Below are 17306 nucleotides of genomic sequence, written 5' to 3'. Positions count from 1 at the left end.
GATCGTTTAATCTATGAATTGGCTTTCACGCACCTTTGCAGGTAACTACAGCTATATTGGTATTCCAGTGATGCTGCTCGCTATTCTAGCCATGGTGATTTTGCCATTGCCTGCATGGCTACTGGATATTTTGTTTACCTTTAACATCGTGCTGGCAGTCATGGTCTTGCTGGTAAGTGTGTCTATTAGGCGGCCGTTAGAGTTTTCTGTATTCCCTACCTTATTGCTACTCGCAACCTTAATGCGCCTAACCTTGAACGTCGCATCAACACGGGTAGTGTTGATCGAAGGCCATGAAGGAGGGGACGCTGCCGGTAAAGTTATTCAAGCATTCGGTGAAGTCGTTATTGGCGGAAACTATGTTGTTGGCGCTGTTATCTTCTTAATCTTGATGATTATTAACTTTGTAGTAATCACTAAAGGTGGCGAGCGCATCTCCGAAGTATCAGCACGTTTTACATTAGATGCTCTACCCGGCAAACAAATGGCAATCGATGCGGATCTTAATGCGGGAACACTGACGCACGAACAAGCTAGTCAACGTCGACAAGATGTAGCTAGAGAAGCCGATTTCTATGGTTCTATGGACGGTGCTTCAAAGTTTGTTAGAGGCGATGCCATTGCTGGACTATTAATTTTAGCCATCAACATTATTGGCGGGATCAGCATCGGTATCTTCATGCATGATCTCAGTGCGGCAGAAGCCTTTAAAACCTATGCGTTATTAGCCATTGGTGATGGTCTCGTCGCACAAGTCCCATCATTGCTACTGGCCACCGCTGCGGCAATTATTGTTACACGAGTATCTGACGCAGAAGAAATGCCGACTCAATTGAGTCGCCAGTTACTCGCCAACCCTAGAACGTTAGCGACTGCCGCCGTCGTGATGACAATCTTGGGTATTACCCCAGGAATGCCCGCTTTAGTCTTCTTATCTTTTGCAATATTACTGGGTTTTGCCGCATGGAAACAAAATCAAAATAAAACATATCTCCCAGAGGACAAAACAGAAGAACTAATAGAAAACAGTCTCACAGAGCCCTCAGCCCCGAGCTGGGAGTCGCTCCCGTTTACCGATATTATCGAAGTCAGATTAGGCTATAGATTGGTGCACTTAGTTGAAAAAACTAAAGGGGCTGAATTACAAAAACGTCTGACAGGGATCAGGCGCACACTCTCAGAGCAAGTCGGATTTCTATTATCGGAAGTCAGAGTGCGCGATAACTTAGCGTTAGCGCCACATGCATACCAAATAAACTTTATGGGGACCCAAGTTGCGATTGCCGAACTCGAACCAGATCTTTTATTAGCGATAAAAAGTGGCCCTGTATATGGCAAAATTGATGGTATTTTAACTAAAGAACCCGCTTATCAAATGGATGCCATTTGGATCGCGCCAGATTTAAAAGCAAAGGCACTCAACTTAGGTTATTCCGTCGTCGATAATGCCACTATCATTGCGACTCATGTCAGTAAACTGCTACGAGAATCACTGCCAGAATTGTTGCAACATGATGATATTATGCAACTCACTGACAGGTTAAGTAAGCAGGCGCCAAAGCTTGCAGAATCTCTCAGTACAAGCTTAACAACGATACAATTACTTAAAGTTTTCCGTCTGTTACTTAAAGAACAAGTGCCACTCAAAGACATACGTACCATAGCCACCACGCTGCTGGAATGCAGTGAACAAACGAAAGATCCCGTCTTACTCGCTGCCGATGTACGCTGTGCTTTGCGCAACAGTATATTGCACCAAATTGCGGGTAGTAGCTCACAGTTAAACGTGTTAACTCTGACTCCAGAGTTAGAGCAAACCTTAATGACTGCGCTAAATCAGTCACAACAGCAAGGCAAAGTGGCGCTGGATAGCTTCCCCATTGAGCCAAACTTGCTCGCACAACTGCAACAAAGAATGCCCCAATTGCTGGCAGAAACAAAAGAGAAAGGCTACAACCCTATCCTGCTTGTATCGCCGCAGCTCAGACCTTTCTTAGCGCGTTATGCACTCGCCTTCTCACGAGGACTCCATGTTTTATCCTACAATGAAGTCCCTGAAACAAAAGAACTGATGATTGCAGGACAACTCGGCTAGTCCACCGTATCGTTATCGGTAAATATAAATCACTCGAGGCGCTAAGCGCCTCGAGTGATTTTGCAGAGACCATAATAAACCTGCAAAGCAGCAAATGGTGCTATGCCATGCTTAGTATCGCTTTATTAGGGCGTGTTGACGTTTCAGGGTTATTTTGCAGCGAGTTGGCTGGCTTTTATGTAAGGCAAAGCCCGTGCAGTGTAGTTCTTCTACATAAACGGGCGATAACGCAGCAGAAACGCCAGCCAAACGCTGCCCGAAGGGTTCGTCTGGCAAGCTCTTGCTCTTTGTCACTCGTCATTTGAGTAGAATAACTACACGTCACTCCTCGTTTCGTGATCACGAGCTTGCCAGAGCGAACAAAATTTCATCTCGAAACGTCAACACGCCCTAGTGACTGCTGCATTTCAACAGCGAGCTTTAACCAAACCTGTGGCCTCCTAAGTCTGGCCTTTCGATTATCGACATGCTACAACAAGTCATGTGTCGCTGACGGAAAAGCTGCCATGACATTTCAATCATTTGCACTCGATGATATTGCCGATTTACATGAATCGGCCCAAGTAGAATTTAAACTCGCCGGTGGCCGTGACGGTCAAGGTCAGTTACCCGAAGATATTTGGGCAACCTACAGTTCCTTTGCCAACACATTAGGTGGTGAAATTATCTTAGGCGTACGTGAGGAACGCGGCCATTTCAGTATTGAAGGCATCCCTAATCCCCTGCCCGTTTTGCAAGAGTTTTGGGAGATACTCGATAATCCTAGCCGCACCAGTCACAATATCTTAGCGGTTTCAGATGTACAGATTATTGAAATTATGAATAAAAAGCTTATTCGTATCCGTGTACCGCCAGCGCCAGAACAGCTAAAACCTATTTATGTAGGTGGGGATCCCTATACAGGAAGTTATTTTCGGGTGGGGGATGCCGACATGCATGCGAGTCGTCGGCAGGTCAATCTAATGCAACGCCGCGCCCATCTCTGCATGAAACAACTCAAAGCGCGTTAATTTACACAGCTACAATCTGACTAAACTTATTATAAGCCTGCGATAGCCTTACACTCAGCCTCACAATCCTGCTAATAAATAGCCCCCCATGGCGGCAATCGCGGCGCCCGTAATACGCATTAAGTTGCGTTGGCCTGTCAGCCACTGCATCCCAAGACCTATCATTACGCCACCTAAATGAATGACCGCAGTACCCAATAAAAATCCTAGGGCATACAGGACTGGACTTGCCAATTCTGGCATTTCTGCGCCATGGGCATGACCGTGAAAAATAGCAAATACACCCACAAAAGCCATGGCAAATAACAGCGGAATTTGACGGTCAAAGGCGATAGCAAGCCCAAGTAGCAGCACAGATAAAGCGATACCTATTTCAACGAAAGGAACAGCAATGCCGTATAAACCTAATATTCCACCCACCAACATAAAGACCACAAAGGCGAGTGGCACAGTCCAAATAGCGCGACCACCAAGCTGGGTACTCAACATGCCCACACTCAACATCGCCAGCAAATGATCAAAGCCCAATACGGGATGATTAAACCCTGACATAAAGCCGCCGCCCGAATGAATTTCATGGGCCGATACTGGCGCAATCCAACATAAGCTGAGCAGTAATAACAAACTGATACGCGCCATAAAATAGCCTTAGTCAGTGACTCTAATGATAGATACTAAGCTATCTGAATATCAGTACAGAGCGCCTAGAGTGCTTCAATTTATGCTTAACTTTAATACAAATATAGCGCTAAAACCTTGATCTCAATCACCCTTAGATTGGCAAAGATACAGACTCAATAATCTACACTGAACTATCTTGCATCAATCGCTAGCACTCTTGTCAAAGCATCAAGAGAGGTAATTTCTAAATGTGGTAATAAAGCTGCGATAGGTAACGAATCGATTCGACCAAAACTGGGGTTCAACCACACAGATTGACACCCAGCAAGCCGCGCGCCGCGAACATCGGCATTCATACTATCGCCCACATGGAGTAAATGCTTGCTCGCAATATTTAATCGCGAGCAAGCCAATTCGAACATGTCTTTGGCAGGTTTCATCTGCACGCCATTGCCAGGATGAAGCACAAATTCAAAAGCATCGCCTAAACCAATCCGCTCAGCATCCACATTACCATTGGTGATGCCGACCAATCTAAAATGCTCTGACAAGCGCTTGAGTAATAACAGCACTTCATCAGACACTCGAAAATGGCTGCGGTGAAAATAAAAACACGCTAACCCTTGCTCGGCGCCGCGCTCGGCATCCATAACCGAATAACCTAACTGTATTAGGCCTTGGCGTAGCGTAGCCAAACGGGCTGCACTGGTGTCGTGGGCAAGTTCGCGATGTTGCTGCAGGAGTTGTAGTTTTAAGCTGCGCCAATCATGGTTTTGCCATACTCGCGACAAAGGAAACGCTTGCTGTAAAAATGTCGCCAGCTCAGCTTCGGCATTTAGAATATGCGGGAGATTATCGTATAAGGTATCATCGAGATCGAAACTTATCGCTTGAATATCTTGGGGTCTAAGATAGCAACGCATTATTTATCCTGTGTTTTTTTCGCTCTAGGATGAGCGTTATCATACACCTTAGCTAAGTGTTGGAAATCCAAACTGGTATAAATTTGTGTGGTCGCTAGGTTGGCATGACCCAATAATTCTTGCACCGCCCGCAGATCGGCGCTCGCTTCTAACATGTGAGTGGCAAAGGAATGACGCAGTTTATGTGGATGAACTCGCACCGACAATGCCTGCTCTTGACCCCATTTTGCCATCCGCGCCTGAATACTGCGATGGGATAAACGCTTACCTTTTTCAGTCACAAATAAGGCGTTATCTTCACAAGGAATTTGTTTTCGACAATTAAGCCAAGCCTGCAGTGCATCAATCGCCAAACGCCCGACGGGGACGATACGCTCTTTATTACCTTTACCTAAAACTCGCACTTCTTTCACGTCGTATTGCACACTAGCTACATTAAGCGCCGCAAGTTCAGCTAAACGCAGGCCACTGGAATAAAACAACTCCATCATGGCTTTATCTCGCAGACTTAGGGGATCTGTGCCTTCAATGTCCAGCAAATGAGTAATGGCATCGATATCGATATTTTTCGGCAGCGGTTTAGCTTGTTTCGGCGCACTTAGACCTTTGGCAGGATTAAGCTCGATCACACCTTCGCGCAGTAGAAACTCACCCCATTGCTTTACCGCAGATAAACACAGAGAAAGGGATCGTGGGCTTAAACCTTGGCGATGTAATTTGGCTAATACTTGCTGCCAATGCTCACGGCTCACATTAAGTAGATGCACACTTTCAGGTAAAAGTGCACTGCCACGATTGAGCTCATAAAGGTAATTACGCACTGTATAGGCAGACAACTGCTTCTCAGTACTCAAATAGCGTTCAAAGGTTTGTAACCATTGAGTATTAAGCGCCAACACTGCACCTGCTTGCGTACTCATCTCGGTTTCCTCATCGGTTTACTATCAAAGCGGCTGTGAGCAATTGTCACCCTATCGCCATTACAGCTTAGCGAGCATATGCGCCAGTAAACGCCGTAATTGTTCCAGTAGCATGTTATCTATATCAGGATGAAAATGAGTCACATCTTGGCTGGCAATCGCAAAAATGACGGGGTTATCTTCGGATAATCTAGTCAGTGCCACCGAGCCAACTTCACTACCAAATAAACGTTTGGCTTCTTGCTGTGTTAAGCGGCCAAAATAGTGACCTTTATGCAGCCTTTGATCCCATATTGCCTTCATATCAGCATCAAGAACGCTGATTAAACGCACATGACTAAAGTTAAACTGCATTTTCAAACTATCTGCTAAGACTTCCTTGAGTGAGATCAAATCAGCACAATTTAGTAACTTAAAGGATAGTTCGGTATTGAATTGATAAATTTTTTCGTTACGCGTCGCCATGGTTAACAGACTCGTGATCTCTTCTTCCAACTGGCTTACTCGCTGGCGCAACATTTCTTGGCGACGTTCTACTAAGGATATCGCGCCACGCTCCATGTGCGGTAAACGCATCGCCAGCAGCAGTTCAGGGTAACGATTAAAAAAGCTAGGATTATCGAGTAGATACTCACGAATTATCAACTCATCGAAGGGCACATTGGTCTGCGGCATCAAAGGCTCGGTCATAACTGAATTTGTCCATCGTAAACATGCTGTGCAGGACCCGTCATCCACAAAGGTTTACCCTCACCTTCCCAGTTGATGTTTAACGTGCCACCGGGTAAATCAACCTGAACTTGTTGTCCGAGCTTGCCTTGGATTTGGCCCACAACCACAGCAGCACAAGCACCCGTGCCACAAGCTAAGGTTTCAGCTGCACCGCGTTCATACACCCGCAGCTTAATATGGCCTGAATTTACCACTTGCATAAAACCGACATTGACACCGCGCGGGAAACGCTCATGTTTGGTTAACATAGCGCCAATTTCAGCCACAGGGGCGCTCGCCACATCTTCAACATCGAGCACACAATGTGGATTACCCATCGACACAACACCACATAAAAAAGTTTGTAGTGGTGTTTGCAGTAGATAGGTTTTTTCGGGTTTCTTGGCCTTAAAAGGAATTTGGCTCGGTTCGAGAATCGGCACACCCATATTTACGGTAACCGTTCCATCACGCTCCAAACGCAGTGTCATTTTGCCAGATGAGGTACTAACACGGATTTTATTCTTATTGGTCAGCCCCTTATTACGTACAAAACGGGCAAAACAACGCGCGCCATTACCACACTGCTCGACTTCACTGCCGTCAGCATTAAAAATACGATAATGAAAATCTAAATCAGGATCATAGGGCGGCTCAACTAAAAGAAGTTGGTCAAAACCGATGCCAAAGTTACGGTCGGCTAGACGGCGGATTTGCTCTGGCGAAAAAAACACGTTTTGTGTGATCCCATCGACCACCATAAAATCATTGCCGAGGCCGTGCATCTTAGTGAATTGGATCAAGATACTTATCCTTTAAGCCAAGGCGCGGCTCATAAACTATGAATCCAAACGCCTGAATCAATATATTTTTCTAGTTTACGGCAGGAGTTGCTCACCTTGCCAGAGCTGCGATAACTTTTCTCGCTCGCGCACAAGATAAGCGCGCTCACCATCAACCATAATCTCGGCCGCACGGGGACGCGTATTGTAGTTAGAAGCCATCGCGAAACCATAGGCACCACTGGAGCGTACAGCAAGCAAATCACCGGCCGCTAATGCGAGTTTGCGATCTTTACCTAAAAAGTCACCGGTTTCGCACACAGGACCCACAATATCAAAATCATAGGCTTGTGAGTCTCTTGGCACTACGGGAATAATTTTTTGCCATGCACTGTAGAGTGCTGGGCGGATCAAGTCATTCATCGCGCCATCGACAATCGCAAAACGCTTGTCACTGTTTTCTTTAAGGTAAAGTACCTGAGTAACAAAAATCCCCGCATTAGCGGCTATTGCACGGCCCGGCTCGAAGATCAGCTTCAGTTGACGGTCGCCCAAACGCGCCAATATGGCGGCGGCATACACATCAGGGTGCGGCGGGGTTTCATCATCATAAGTCACGCCTAAACCGCCACCGACATCGAAATGCTCAATAACAATACCTTGCTCTGCAAGGCGATCGATTAATGCCAGCATACGATCCATAGCATCAAGGAATGGTTGAATTTCAGTCAGTTGCGAGCCGATATGGCAATCTACACCTTTAACATGCAGATGAGGTAAAACACGGGCACGGGCGAAAACAATTTCAGCCTCGTCCATAGCAATACCGAATTTGTTTTCTTTAAGACCAGTCGAAATATAAGGATGTGTGCCTGCATCAACATCAGGATTTATCCGCAGGGATACTGGGGCGATTTTACCCAAACGGCCCGCGACTTGATTTAACTGCTCAAGCTCGGCGCTTGATTCAACGTTAAAACAGTAAATACCCAGATTAAGTGCTTGCTCCATTTCAGCAACGGTTTTACCTACGCCAGAGAACACCACTTTAGCAGGATCGCCACCGGCTTCGATGACGCGGGCAAGTTCGCCGCCAGAAACAATATCAAAACCACTGCCTAAACGTGCCAACACATTCAATACCGCAAGGTTAGCGTTGGCTTTCACTGCGTAGCAAATAAGATGCGGATGATCTGCCACCGCATTATTAAAGGCATGCCAATGGCGCTCAAGGGTCGCGCGCGAATAAATATACAGCGGCGTGCCATAAGTTTTAGCTAATTCAGCAACCTGGCAGCCTTCGGCATACAAGGCATTATCTTGGTATAGAAAGTGATCCACTGTCTGATTCCTTACTGCGCATTATCGCTGCGATAGTGATTGTTATTGTTGTATTTTTTGTGCTTTTATCGCTCTAATTTCGGCCTTAATCTCTTCGGCTTCAGACTCAGCTTTAGGCACTTCGACTTTTTTAGGCTGATTCACCTCAGTGGCGGGGGCTCGATAGAGCGGGCCTGTCTGACCACATGCTGTAATGAATAGGCTACCAAGCAATAACAATAAAAACAGTCTCATTTTTCTCAACATCTGTGCATCTGATGGCTAATGGCCTTATAATCGCATCCATCTTGACGAAAGCAAAGGACAGAAATGCATGGCCATGACAGATACAGAATTTCACCAGCTCGCTGATGACATGTTCCAAGCGATAGAGAATGCAATTGAAACTGCGATTGATGAGCAAGATGCCGATGTCGATATCGATGCCAGTGGCAACGTATTGCAATTAGAGTTTGTTGATGGCTCAAAGATTGTGATCAACAAGCAAGAACCTTTACACGAGATTTGGTTAGCCACACGCTTTGGTGGATACCATTTTGGTTTTGTAGAGGGTAAATGGATTGACGGGCGTAATGGCAGCGAATTTATGCCATTCGTACAAGACTCTATCCAGCGCCAAGGCGGAATTAAACTCAGTTTCTAATCAAAACGGTTTATAACGCAAAACAAAAATGGGAGCTAAGGCTCCCATTGTTTATTCCCCATCTATTCTCAACCAACTGTATGCCCATTTATTTAAAAGTAGGATTAAAATTCAGTATCTTGATCGGCAATATCCATACCAAAAGGTGCCACCGTTAACTCGCCCATGACTCGCACTAGATGGAAAAATTGTGGAATATTAAATCGTGCACGTGAAGCATAATGCTCGTCAAATACATAGTGATGACTCACCTTATTGACTAACTCGCCCATATTGGATCCCGCCTGAACATAATGACTTAACTGGTTTTCTTCATCAAGAATAAACACATCCAAGTTATCGGTCCGTTGGCGCAGAAAATACTGAATAGTGCCTTTCGCGGCATAGGTCTGCACCACCTTCGGCATGCTCGAAAAGGGATCATCACCCAATTCAGGGCGCGGCAATTGCACTAGGTGACTACGGGATAGCTGTTGATAAAAAGATTTTGCATCACTCAAGTCCTGATAGGCCATACCTAATGGATTAAAAAAGATCCCATAACGAGTATGACGTATCTGCAATGGCTGCACTAAGGTACTCGATTGCTGCACTTGTTGGCACAAACGTACTGTTTGCTTAAGTAAGGTTTTTACTGCCAGCTTAAGCTGTGGCCGTAATTTATGTGAACAGCTGATTACATCGATATCCACAGGTAAACTGGCACGCCTGAGTCCCGGCGTTACAAAGGCCAATGCCTGCAATATCGCGGTATCGCCTTCAAAGCGATGACATTGCCACTCACCCCAACTATTTAAACAAATTGCATCTAATGCACCGAGCATATTGGTTTTTTGACGTCCAAGTGCAAACACGTTCGCGTTCATCACATCGACCATCATTTCCTGTCCTAGCCATTCAATCGTGGGATCGCAGTCTAAATTGAGCATAAAAATTAATTTACGGAAGTGCCAAGGTTTACATAAATCCAACTTTGATACGCGCCAATCGTGGCCAATAAAATTAAGCAGCCGCTTTGAGGCTTCGGTAAGGCGTCGCGATTTGGCTTTACTCTGACCAAACTCATGCCATTTGGTTTCAGGTGTCGAAACCCCGTTTAAACAAGCCCAAATCATCAAGGTTGATGGCGCCTTACCTTTACATATCGCAGATTCACCTAATAGATTTTGTGGCTGTGGCCCTTGTCGATAAAGGTAGTACTCACGTACGCGGGAGCTTGACACCATAGTGACTTCAGACTCGGCAACTGAAGCGCTCCATAACAAATTAAGCTTAGCGATTTGATCTTCATCTTGGCTAAAATAGGTATGTAATTTACGAGTCAACATACCGAGTTCTTCAATCCGCAAATCTTCATTTAATGCATGCGCCGATGCGAAACGCAGTAAGGTTTGATAACTTGCCAATAATAGTTCGTTAAGCTGCTCGTTAAACCAATTGAGTTGACCACTGTGCCAATGTTCACAATCGTCTAGAGTCGCAATTAAGCTATCGGGCCACTGCCAGTCCTGTACTAACTGTTTTAATTTAGAATAGCGCCAATCTTTCCCCTCTTGAACGCGGCTCAAATACACACCACATTTCAGATAAAAACAGCGGCGTACAATCTCAAGTCGACGGGTATCATTCTGCTTAAGTAAATAGGTTTCAATGATCTCGTAAATAGAATAATAAGCATCATTTGAGGTTGAGAAATCTCCCGCTAAAGATCGCTGCCACAGTCGATCGCAAAGCAAGCTAGAATGAGGATAATCACTAGCATAAGCTTCAAGTAATAATACTTTAATCAAAGCTTTATGGGGTTTATCTAACCCTTTATAGAGTTGCCATAATGAAGCGCCAAAATATTCACTCGCAGGCAGTTCGTGTACATCGCCTAAAGATAACAGTGCGGGATTGAGTTTCGCATCTGGCCACCATGCAATCGTTTTACCCGCCAGACGAATTTGGCTACGATAAAACTCTTCAAGTAATAACCAGTGCTGAGTGCTACCACTGTGTTCATGGGCCATTGATAATTGGCAACCATGGATAGCCTGATCGCCACAAAACTGTTGCGGGTGAACTAAATAAAAATTAACCTCAAACTGATACTCGGCAAACCAAGCAGTCAACCTGTTGGTCTTAACCCTGATCAACGCCAGTTCTTCAGCACACAAATTGGCACGGTGAATCAGCCAAACATCCACATCACTCTTAGTGTTTTGGCCAAAACTGCCAGTGCTCCCCATAGCATAAACGCCTTCAAACGCATTAACGTCAGCCTGTTCAGTCATAAATGGCAGCGAAAATACGTCACAGGCTTGGGACTCTACCCCGCCAACAATATATTCGTTAATTCCACAGGGCGTATTGGGAGAACTATAACCAGGATACCTAAGGTTATTTTGATGAATTAGAAAGGGAATCAAGTGAAATAAGTGCTTTTGCAGAGGTGACAGCAACACTAAGGCACGCGCTATTCGCACTTTATTAAGCTTTTCGGCTATATCAGGAAATTGTATTTGCTGATCCATTCAAAAACACGGCGCATATGAAGAATGTGCTCATGTTAACACTTTTGTAAATTCGAGCAACCAAACGTGAGCCACGTCACACTTATGTTCAACTCAGAACCTCGCAGACTTCAAAGAATCAACACGGCTTCCTTACATAAACGATGTGCCAATGTTAGCATTGGCGCAACTATGATCTTTGATGGAAACTCAAGCATGTCTCAAAATCACATTCGTATTGCTACTCGTAAGAGCCCGCTAGCCATGTGGCAAGCTGAATTTGTTAAAGCTGAATTAGAGCGTATTCACCCAGGTATTGTGGTTGAACTACTGCCCATGAGCACCAAAGGCGATGTCATGTTAGACACGCCGTTAGCTAAAGTTGGCGGCAAAGGCTTATTTGTTAAAGAACTCGAAGTAGCCATATTAGAAGGTCAAGCCGATATCGCAGTGCATTCAATGAAAGATGTACCGGTCGATTTCCCTGAAGGCTTAGGACTTGAGATTATTTGTGAGCGCGAAGACCCACGTGATGCTTTTGTATCAAATTTATATAAAACTATCAGCGAATTACCACTAGGCGCTGTCGTTGGTACTTCAAGTTTACGTCGTCAATGCCAATTACGTGCAGCGCGCCCTGATATTGTGATTAGAGATTTACGTGGCAACGTAGGTACGCGTTTAGCCAAGCTTGATAACGGCGAATACGATGCCATTATTCTTGCTGCTGCAGGGCTTATTCGCCTCAAATTGTCAGCCAGAATTGCAAACTTTATCTCTCCAGAAGAATCATTACCCGCTAATGGCCAAGGTGCCGTTGGTATTGAGTGCCGCACTAATGATGAGCGTGTTAAAGCCCTACTTGCTCCATTAGAACATTTAGAAACGCGTTACCGCGTTATCGCTGAGCGCGCGATGAACACTCGTCTAGAAGGCGGTTGCCAAGTACCGATTGGTGCTTTTGCTGAGATTGTAGGTGATGAGATGACACTACGCGGTCTTGTCGGTAACCCTGATGGCAGCGAAATCATCGAAGGCGTGATTACCGGCCCCAAAACCGAATCGACACAATTAGGCATTGCCCTTGCTGAAGAACTCTTAAGCAAAGGCGCAAAAAGTATACTCGACGCCGTTTACGCTAAAGCTTAAGTCGATGAAAGTCTTACTGACGCGCCCTGAGGGGCGCAATCAGTCTATGGTTGATGCCTTGAATGAACGAGGCATCGCCCACTGGGTCACACCTCTATTGTGTGTTCAAGCAATGCCCCCTATCGTAACAAATACCGCGCACCCACTGGCCAACGCCGATATGATTATCTGCATCAGCGCCAATGCGGTAACCTTTGCTGACGACGCTTTAACCGCTGCAGATCCACAAACCCAAACATGGCCTCAAGCTCAATATTTCGCCGTAGGACATGCAACATGGGAAGCATTAGATAAACTCGATATTTGCGCCCTCGAAGCCCCAGATGATTGCCAGCAAACAGAGGGATTACTCACGCTCGCGCCGCTGCAACATATTCAAGATAAAAAGATTACTATTATTCGTGGTGTCGGAGGCCGTGAAGCCTTAGCGGAGCAATTAGCTAAGCGCGGCGCCAATGTACGCTATTGGGAAGTGTATCAACGAGCTTGCCCACCGCTAGATGGACGGCATATCACCCAGCAATGGCAACGCAGCGGGATAGATACTATTGTCATCACCAGCGGTGAAACTCTGGATAATTTGATTAATTTAGTGCCAAAAGAGTTATTTGCATGGCTGCGCTCATGTCATATCATAGTCCCAAGTCATCGAGTAGAAGCTCAAGCTCGCTCCTTTGGTATAACTCAAGTTACCAACGCCAATGCAGCCAACAACAAAGCCGTGCTAAACGCCCTTAAACTCTAAGCGCTATTTAGCCCGATTTAACTCGAATTTCGGCAGTAGCATGTTTTCAAGGACTGTTAAATGGATAACAACAAGCACGACACAAAAAACACCGAATCAGAAGCGACCCCTAATGTGATTGTGCCATCGGTAATGAGTGATGACACGTCCACAACTTCAACATCATCCGCTGAAACGCCAACAAGCAAAGCCAAAACACAAAGCACAGTATCCATTAGAAGCTCATGGGCAATTCGTTTGGGGGTTTTATTAGCACTAGGCTTAACAGTATGCTCCCTTGGTGGCGGCTTTATGTTGTATCAACAGATGCAACAACAGTTGTTGACGCAGAATGAGAAAAATCTCGCCTTGCAGGAGCAATTACAACAAGCACTGCTACAACCCAATCAACGTATTGGTCAACTTGAACAGCAACAGCTAAATGATGCTAAGACTTACCAAGAACTAGCTCAATTAACAGAAGAACAAAAGCAATTGCAGGACAGGATCAACAAACTCGCCCAGCGCAGCCCAACTCATTGGATGGCCTCAGAAGCCGAATATCTAGTGAACATGGCAGGTCGTAAACTATGGCTAGAGAAAGATCCCCGCACTGCGACTGATTTATTAAAATCGGCAGATGAAACCATCGCTGCAATGAACAATCCTGCGTTATTACCGATTCGTAAAGCACTGGCAAAAGATATCGCCGCAACAGCTAGCATAAAAACGACCGACATTGACGGTAGTGTATTAACCCTGGATACCTTAATTGAGCAACTCGATAAATTACCGCTTAATCGCTCCGATGTTGACGCCGATGCACCACAAGACACTGTGATTACTGGCAATTTAAGCGACTGGCAAAGCAATTTAGGTAAAACGTGGAAAGCATTAACTGAAGACTTTATCACTATCCGCCATAAAAACGCCGATGCGCCCGCCTTACTCGCACCGGAGCAGCAGTGGTATCTGGTTGAGAATATTCGTCATAAACTATTGCAATGCCAACTTGCGCTATATCGCTACGACAGAGCTTCATATCACCAATCGCTCATGATGGCACGCAAATGGATCCAAACCTACTTTGATATACAAGATCATAAAACGGTCGAAGCCATTGCTGAAATTGATAAATTAGCAACCTTAGAGCTTGACCCTATCACCGTAAAATCCTTTGCCGCAAAACCTCTGCTATTACAGCTCACAAGCTATGGTGAACTCACCTTATCAGAGGATACACCGCTATGATTAAAATATTAATTTTCTTAGTCATAGTGCTGATCGGTTTATGCATCAGCCCTTGGTTAGTCGGTAATACTGGGTATGTATATATTGCCGCTGGTGATTATCAAATAGAAACCAGTTTAGTCTTTGGAGTAGTGGCTTTAATTATATTTTATGCTGTATTTCAAATACTCGAATGGTTAGTGATTACCGCTATTAATCTAATGTTACGTAGCCGTTTTATCCCCCATCATTGGCGCCGACGCTCTGCCAAAAAACATACATTAATGGGCGCATTAGCACTGGCAGAAGAAGATTGGCCAGCAGCAGAACGAGCGATGATTAAAGGCGCTGACAACGGTGAGCTCCCTGCGCTTAATTTACTTGCCGCCGCACGTGCTGCACACTATCAACAAAAAATAGTCGAGCGTGACTACTATCTTAATCGCGCAGCCGCACAACCGCTGGCGGCAAACGCGGTTACAACCACGCGCACTCGATATCTTTTAAAACAAGGGGAATTAGCCTTAGCTCGTGTCGAACTCGACAAGTTATCGCCTACGAGTAAAAGCAAAATTCCAGTACTTAAACTTGCCCTTGAGTTATATCAAGCACAAGAAGATTGGGATGCGCTTAAACTACTGTTACCTATTTTGAAGAAACGCCAAATCCTTGATGATACTCAGCTAAATGAGCTTAATATCACCACTCATAGCGCGTTACTCCAAGCTGCAACGATTAAAGGTGAGGAGGCCTTAGAGCAATGTTGGCAATGGTTACCACGCAGTGAACGCAATCAGTCTGAATTTTTAGCGATTTATGCTACGGGTTTATGCCGCTTTAATCGTAAAGACCAAGCAATGAAACTACTCTCGAAAAAATTGCGCCACTCTCCAGAACCCACATTACTACAAGCTATCCCCGAGATAGCCACAGCTCAAGACTCCGAGATCCGTAAAGAGTTACTAAAATATGAAGTGACTCATGAACATAATGCAGACTACCAGATATGCTTAGCCAAGCTATATCAGCAAACGCGGGAAATGAAAGAAGCAAAAACTTGCTGGCAAAATGTTTGCCGGCTAGAACCGACAAAGGCATCTTGGTTAGCCTTAGCTCGGATCCAAGAACAGTTAGGCGAGCAAAGTAACGCCAATCAAAGTTATCGTCAGGCTGCTAATCTGTAATTCCCTTAATCAAGCTATAATCGGTGCCGTGATGTTATAAATAATGAATCACGGCATCAATATCGAACGATACGCTGCTAGCCCCCGAAAAACCCACCTATATTTGAGTGTAAAAAAATCATTTTTATAATTTATAAATCTCTAATTCAAGATTGATTTGTTATACATATGTTTCTTTATATAAGTTAGATACACTAAATACAGCCCACATTATAAGTTTAGCTACTACATCTAGTAACACCTTTACATTTTGACACTTTTATACCGTTACCTTACTAAAACCCATATAAATTAAACGATACAGTCGCGTCAAAAAATTGACTTACCCCACTCTATTAGCTAAAATTTCACCAATTGTATCGCGATCTAACATATTTGTTGGATTTATGCGTCGTGGATTAACACACTTGGCTGTTGGGAGCTTACTATGGGATCGGTAATTACATCAAAGAAAGGTTTGCTTAAGCTGGTAAATGGGCAAATTGATATCGAAGTTGATGGTTCAAAGCAACCCGCTAAGGATGGCGAACAACTCCCTAAAGGTGCTGTGCTCGATATTGGCGATAACGCGACCTATGAAATCACCTTCGATGATGGCACTAAGCTATCTAACGAGGTTGAACCCAATACAGTAGCCGCGGTAACTCCCACTGCAACTAATGAAGCAGCTTTAGATGAAATCCAAGCGTTACAAGATCTTATCGCATCAGGCGAAGACCCAACTAAAAGCCTACCAGAAACCGCAGCGGGAAATACACCTGGTCGTGACGGTAACTCAGGCTATGTCACTTTAGCCCGTGGTGGTAGTGAGATCATAGCAAGCTCAGGCTACTCAACCTCAGGTCAATCATTCGCTGCGACAGTTGCTAATACACCAGAACAAACTATTGCTACTGACTCCCCTTCAGTCCTTAATAATGACAGTAATATTGTCGACGAAGACACCATTGCCTCTGGCAATATTCTTGATAACGACAACGATGTCGATTCGATCTTAAGCGTTGTTAGTTTCGACATAAATGGAACAACCTACGCAGCTGGTACAGAGGTCACCCTCGAGGGAGGCTCATTAATATTAAACCCTGATGGCTCGTACACTTTCACACCTAATGAAAACTGGAATGGCCAAGTCCCGGTTATTACCTACACAACCAATACTGGTGCAAGCGCGACATTAACAATTAATATCACACCTATCGGCGATGCACCGATAATTGCTGGCGATGATGTCGGCGCGGTCACCGAAGATGCGAGCAACCCAACCTTAACCGACAGCGGCGCCTTAACCATTACCGATGCCGATGGCGGCCAAGCGGTATTCCAAGTGGGCAACGGTACGCCCAGTGTTGGCGCGCTGGGCACTTTAGCCATTGATGCAAGCGGCAACTGGATCTACAACGTCGCGAACGCGGACGTGCAGTATCTGGGCGAAGGCGAAACCAAGGTTGAAACCTTTGTGGTGTTAAGTGCCGATGGCA

General features: G+C 45.1%; 16 protein-coding genes. 8 read left to right on the top strand and 8 right to left on the bottom strand.

The window, feature by feature from the left end; translation table 11 throughout:
- Positions 1-13: 13 nt before the first annotated feature.
- Positions 14-2095 carry a flagellar biosynthesis protein FlhA gene (gene flhA / locus ACRN9H_RS07670; protein ID WP_432305908.1) on the top strand — a complete coding sequence of 694 codons (2082 nt, stop codon included), beginning with the start codon at positions 14-16 and terminating at the stop codon, positions 2093-2095.
- A gap of 506 nt (positions 2096-2601) precedes the next feature.
- Positions 2602-3105 carry an AlbA family DNA-binding domain-containing protein gene (locus ACRN9H_RS07665; RefSeq protein WP_432313168.1) on the top strand — a complete coding sequence of 168 codons (504 nt, stop codon included), beginning with the start codon at positions 2602-2604 and terminating at the stop codon, positions 3103-3105.
- 60 nt (positions 3106-3165) lie between these two features.
- On the opposite strand, the gene ACRN9H_RS07660 is transcribed toward ACRN9H_RS07665, so the two are convergent.
- The 7 genes from ACRN9H_RS07660 to lptM all read right to left on the bottom strand — a co-directional run bounded on the left by ACRN9H_RS07660 (position 3166) and on the right by lptM (position 8637).
- On the bottom strand, positions 3166-3744 hold the full coding sequence (locus tag ACRN9H_RS07660) for a HupE/UreJ family protein (protein WP_432313167.1): 579 nt from the start codon (positions 3742-3744) through the stop codon (positions 3166-3168).
- Positions 3745-3917: 173 nt separating this feature from the next.
- Positions 3918-4649, bottom strand: a complete 732-nt coding sequence (locus ACRN9H_RS07655) for an HAD-IA family hydrolase (protein WP_432313166.1) — start codon at positions 4647-4649, stop codon at positions 3918-3920.
- Positions 4649-5569, bottom strand: coding sequence for a tyrosine recombinase XerC (xerC, locus tag ACRN9H_RS07650; RefSeq protein ID WP_432313165.1), 921 nt, complete (start codon positions 5567-5569; stop codon positions 4649-4651). Before xerC ends, ACRN9H_RS07655 begins: the two co-directional genes overlap by 1 nt.
- Before the next feature lie 60 nt (positions 5570-5629).
- Positions 5630-6259 (bottom strand): DUF484 family protein, encoded by a 630-nt coding sequence (locus ACRN9H_RS07645; protein ID WP_432313164.1) that lies wholly within the window; start codon positions 6257-6259, stop codon positions 5630-5632.
- The gene (gene dapF, locus ACRN9H_RS07640; protein WP_263188752.1) at positions 6256-7083 is read right to left on the bottom strand and encodes a diaminopimelate epimerase; all 828 of its coding nucleotides are present in this window, start codon (positions 7081-7083) and stop codon (positions 6256-6258) included. The genes ACRN9H_RS07645 and dapF overlap by 4 nt, the downstream gene beginning before the upstream one ends.
- Positions 7084-7158: 75 nt before the next feature.
- Positions 7159-8403 (bottom strand): diaminopimelate decarboxylase, encoded by a 1245-nt coding sequence (gene lysA, locus ACRN9H_RS07635; protein ID WP_432313163.1) that lies wholly within the window; start codon positions 8401-8403, stop codon positions 7159-7161.
- Between the two features lie 42 nt (positions 8404-8445).
- Complete coding sequence (gene lptM, locus ACRN9H_RS07630; RefSeq protein ID WP_432313162.1) at positions 8446-8637, bottom strand: LPS translocon maturation chaperone LptM; 192 nt, start codon at positions 8635-8637, stop codon at positions 8446-8448.
- A 79-nt stretch (positions 8638-8716) separates the two neighbouring features.
- Here lptM and cyaY point away from each other — a divergent pair, with 79 nt between their 5' ends.
- A complete protein-coding gene (gene cyaY / locus ACRN9H_RS07625) occupies positions 8717-9046 on the top strand; it encodes an iron donor protein CyaY (protein ID WP_263188757.1) in 330 nt (109 codons plus the stop codon).
- Positions 9047-9150: 104 nt separating this feature from the next.
- On the opposite strand, the gene ACRN9H_RS07620 is transcribed toward cyaY, so the two are convergent.
- Complete coding sequence (locus tag ACRN9H_RS07620; protein ID WP_432313161.1) at positions 9151-11562, bottom strand: class I adenylate cyclase; 2412 nt, start codon at positions 11560-11562, stop codon at positions 9151-9153.
- A gap of 195 nt (positions 11563-11757) precedes the next feature.
- Here ACRN9H_RS07620 and hemC point away from each other — a divergent pair, with 195 nt between their 5' ends.
- The 5 genes from hemC to ACRN9H_RS07595 form a co-directional block, all read left to right on the top strand.
- Positions 11758-12690: a hydroxymethylbilane synthase gene (hemC, locus tag ACRN9H_RS07615; protein WP_432313160.1), complete on the top strand. Its 933-nt coding sequence runs from the start codon at positions 11758-11760 to the stop codon at positions 12688-12690.
- 4 nt (positions 12691-12694) lie between these two features.
- Entirely contained in the window at positions 12695-13435 is a 741-nt protein-coding gene (locus ACRN9H_RS07610; protein ID WP_432313159.1) for a uroporphyrinogen-III synthase, read from the top strand.
- A gap of 60 nt (positions 13436-13495) precedes the next feature.
- Entirely contained in the window at positions 13496-14665 is a 1170-nt protein-coding gene (locus ACRN9H_RS07605; RefSeq protein ID WP_432313158.1) for a uroporphyrinogen-III C-methyltransferase, read from the top strand.
- Positions 14662-15828: a heme biosynthesis HemY N-terminal domain-containing protein gene (locus tag ACRN9H_RS07600; RefSeq protein WP_432313157.1), complete on the top strand. Its 1167-nt coding sequence runs from the start codon at positions 14662-14664 to the stop codon at positions 15826-15828. Before ACRN9H_RS07605 ends, ACRN9H_RS07600 begins: the two co-directional genes overlap by 4 nt.
- Before the next feature lie 427 nt (positions 15829-16255).
- Positions 16256-17306 (top strand): retention module-containing protein (locus ACRN9H_RS07595; RefSeq protein WP_432313156.1); only part of this gene is annotated, 1051 nt, incomplete at its 3' end.

This window comes from Shewanella sp. MF08487, from assembly GCF_050848685.1.
Lineage (GTDB): Bacteria > Pseudomonadota > Gammaproteobacteria > Enterobacterales > Shewanellaceae > Shewanella > Shewanella glacialipiscicola.
The sequence above is the reverse complement of the archived record's forward strand: the minus strand, read 5'-3'. Positions and strand labels throughout refer to the sequence as shown.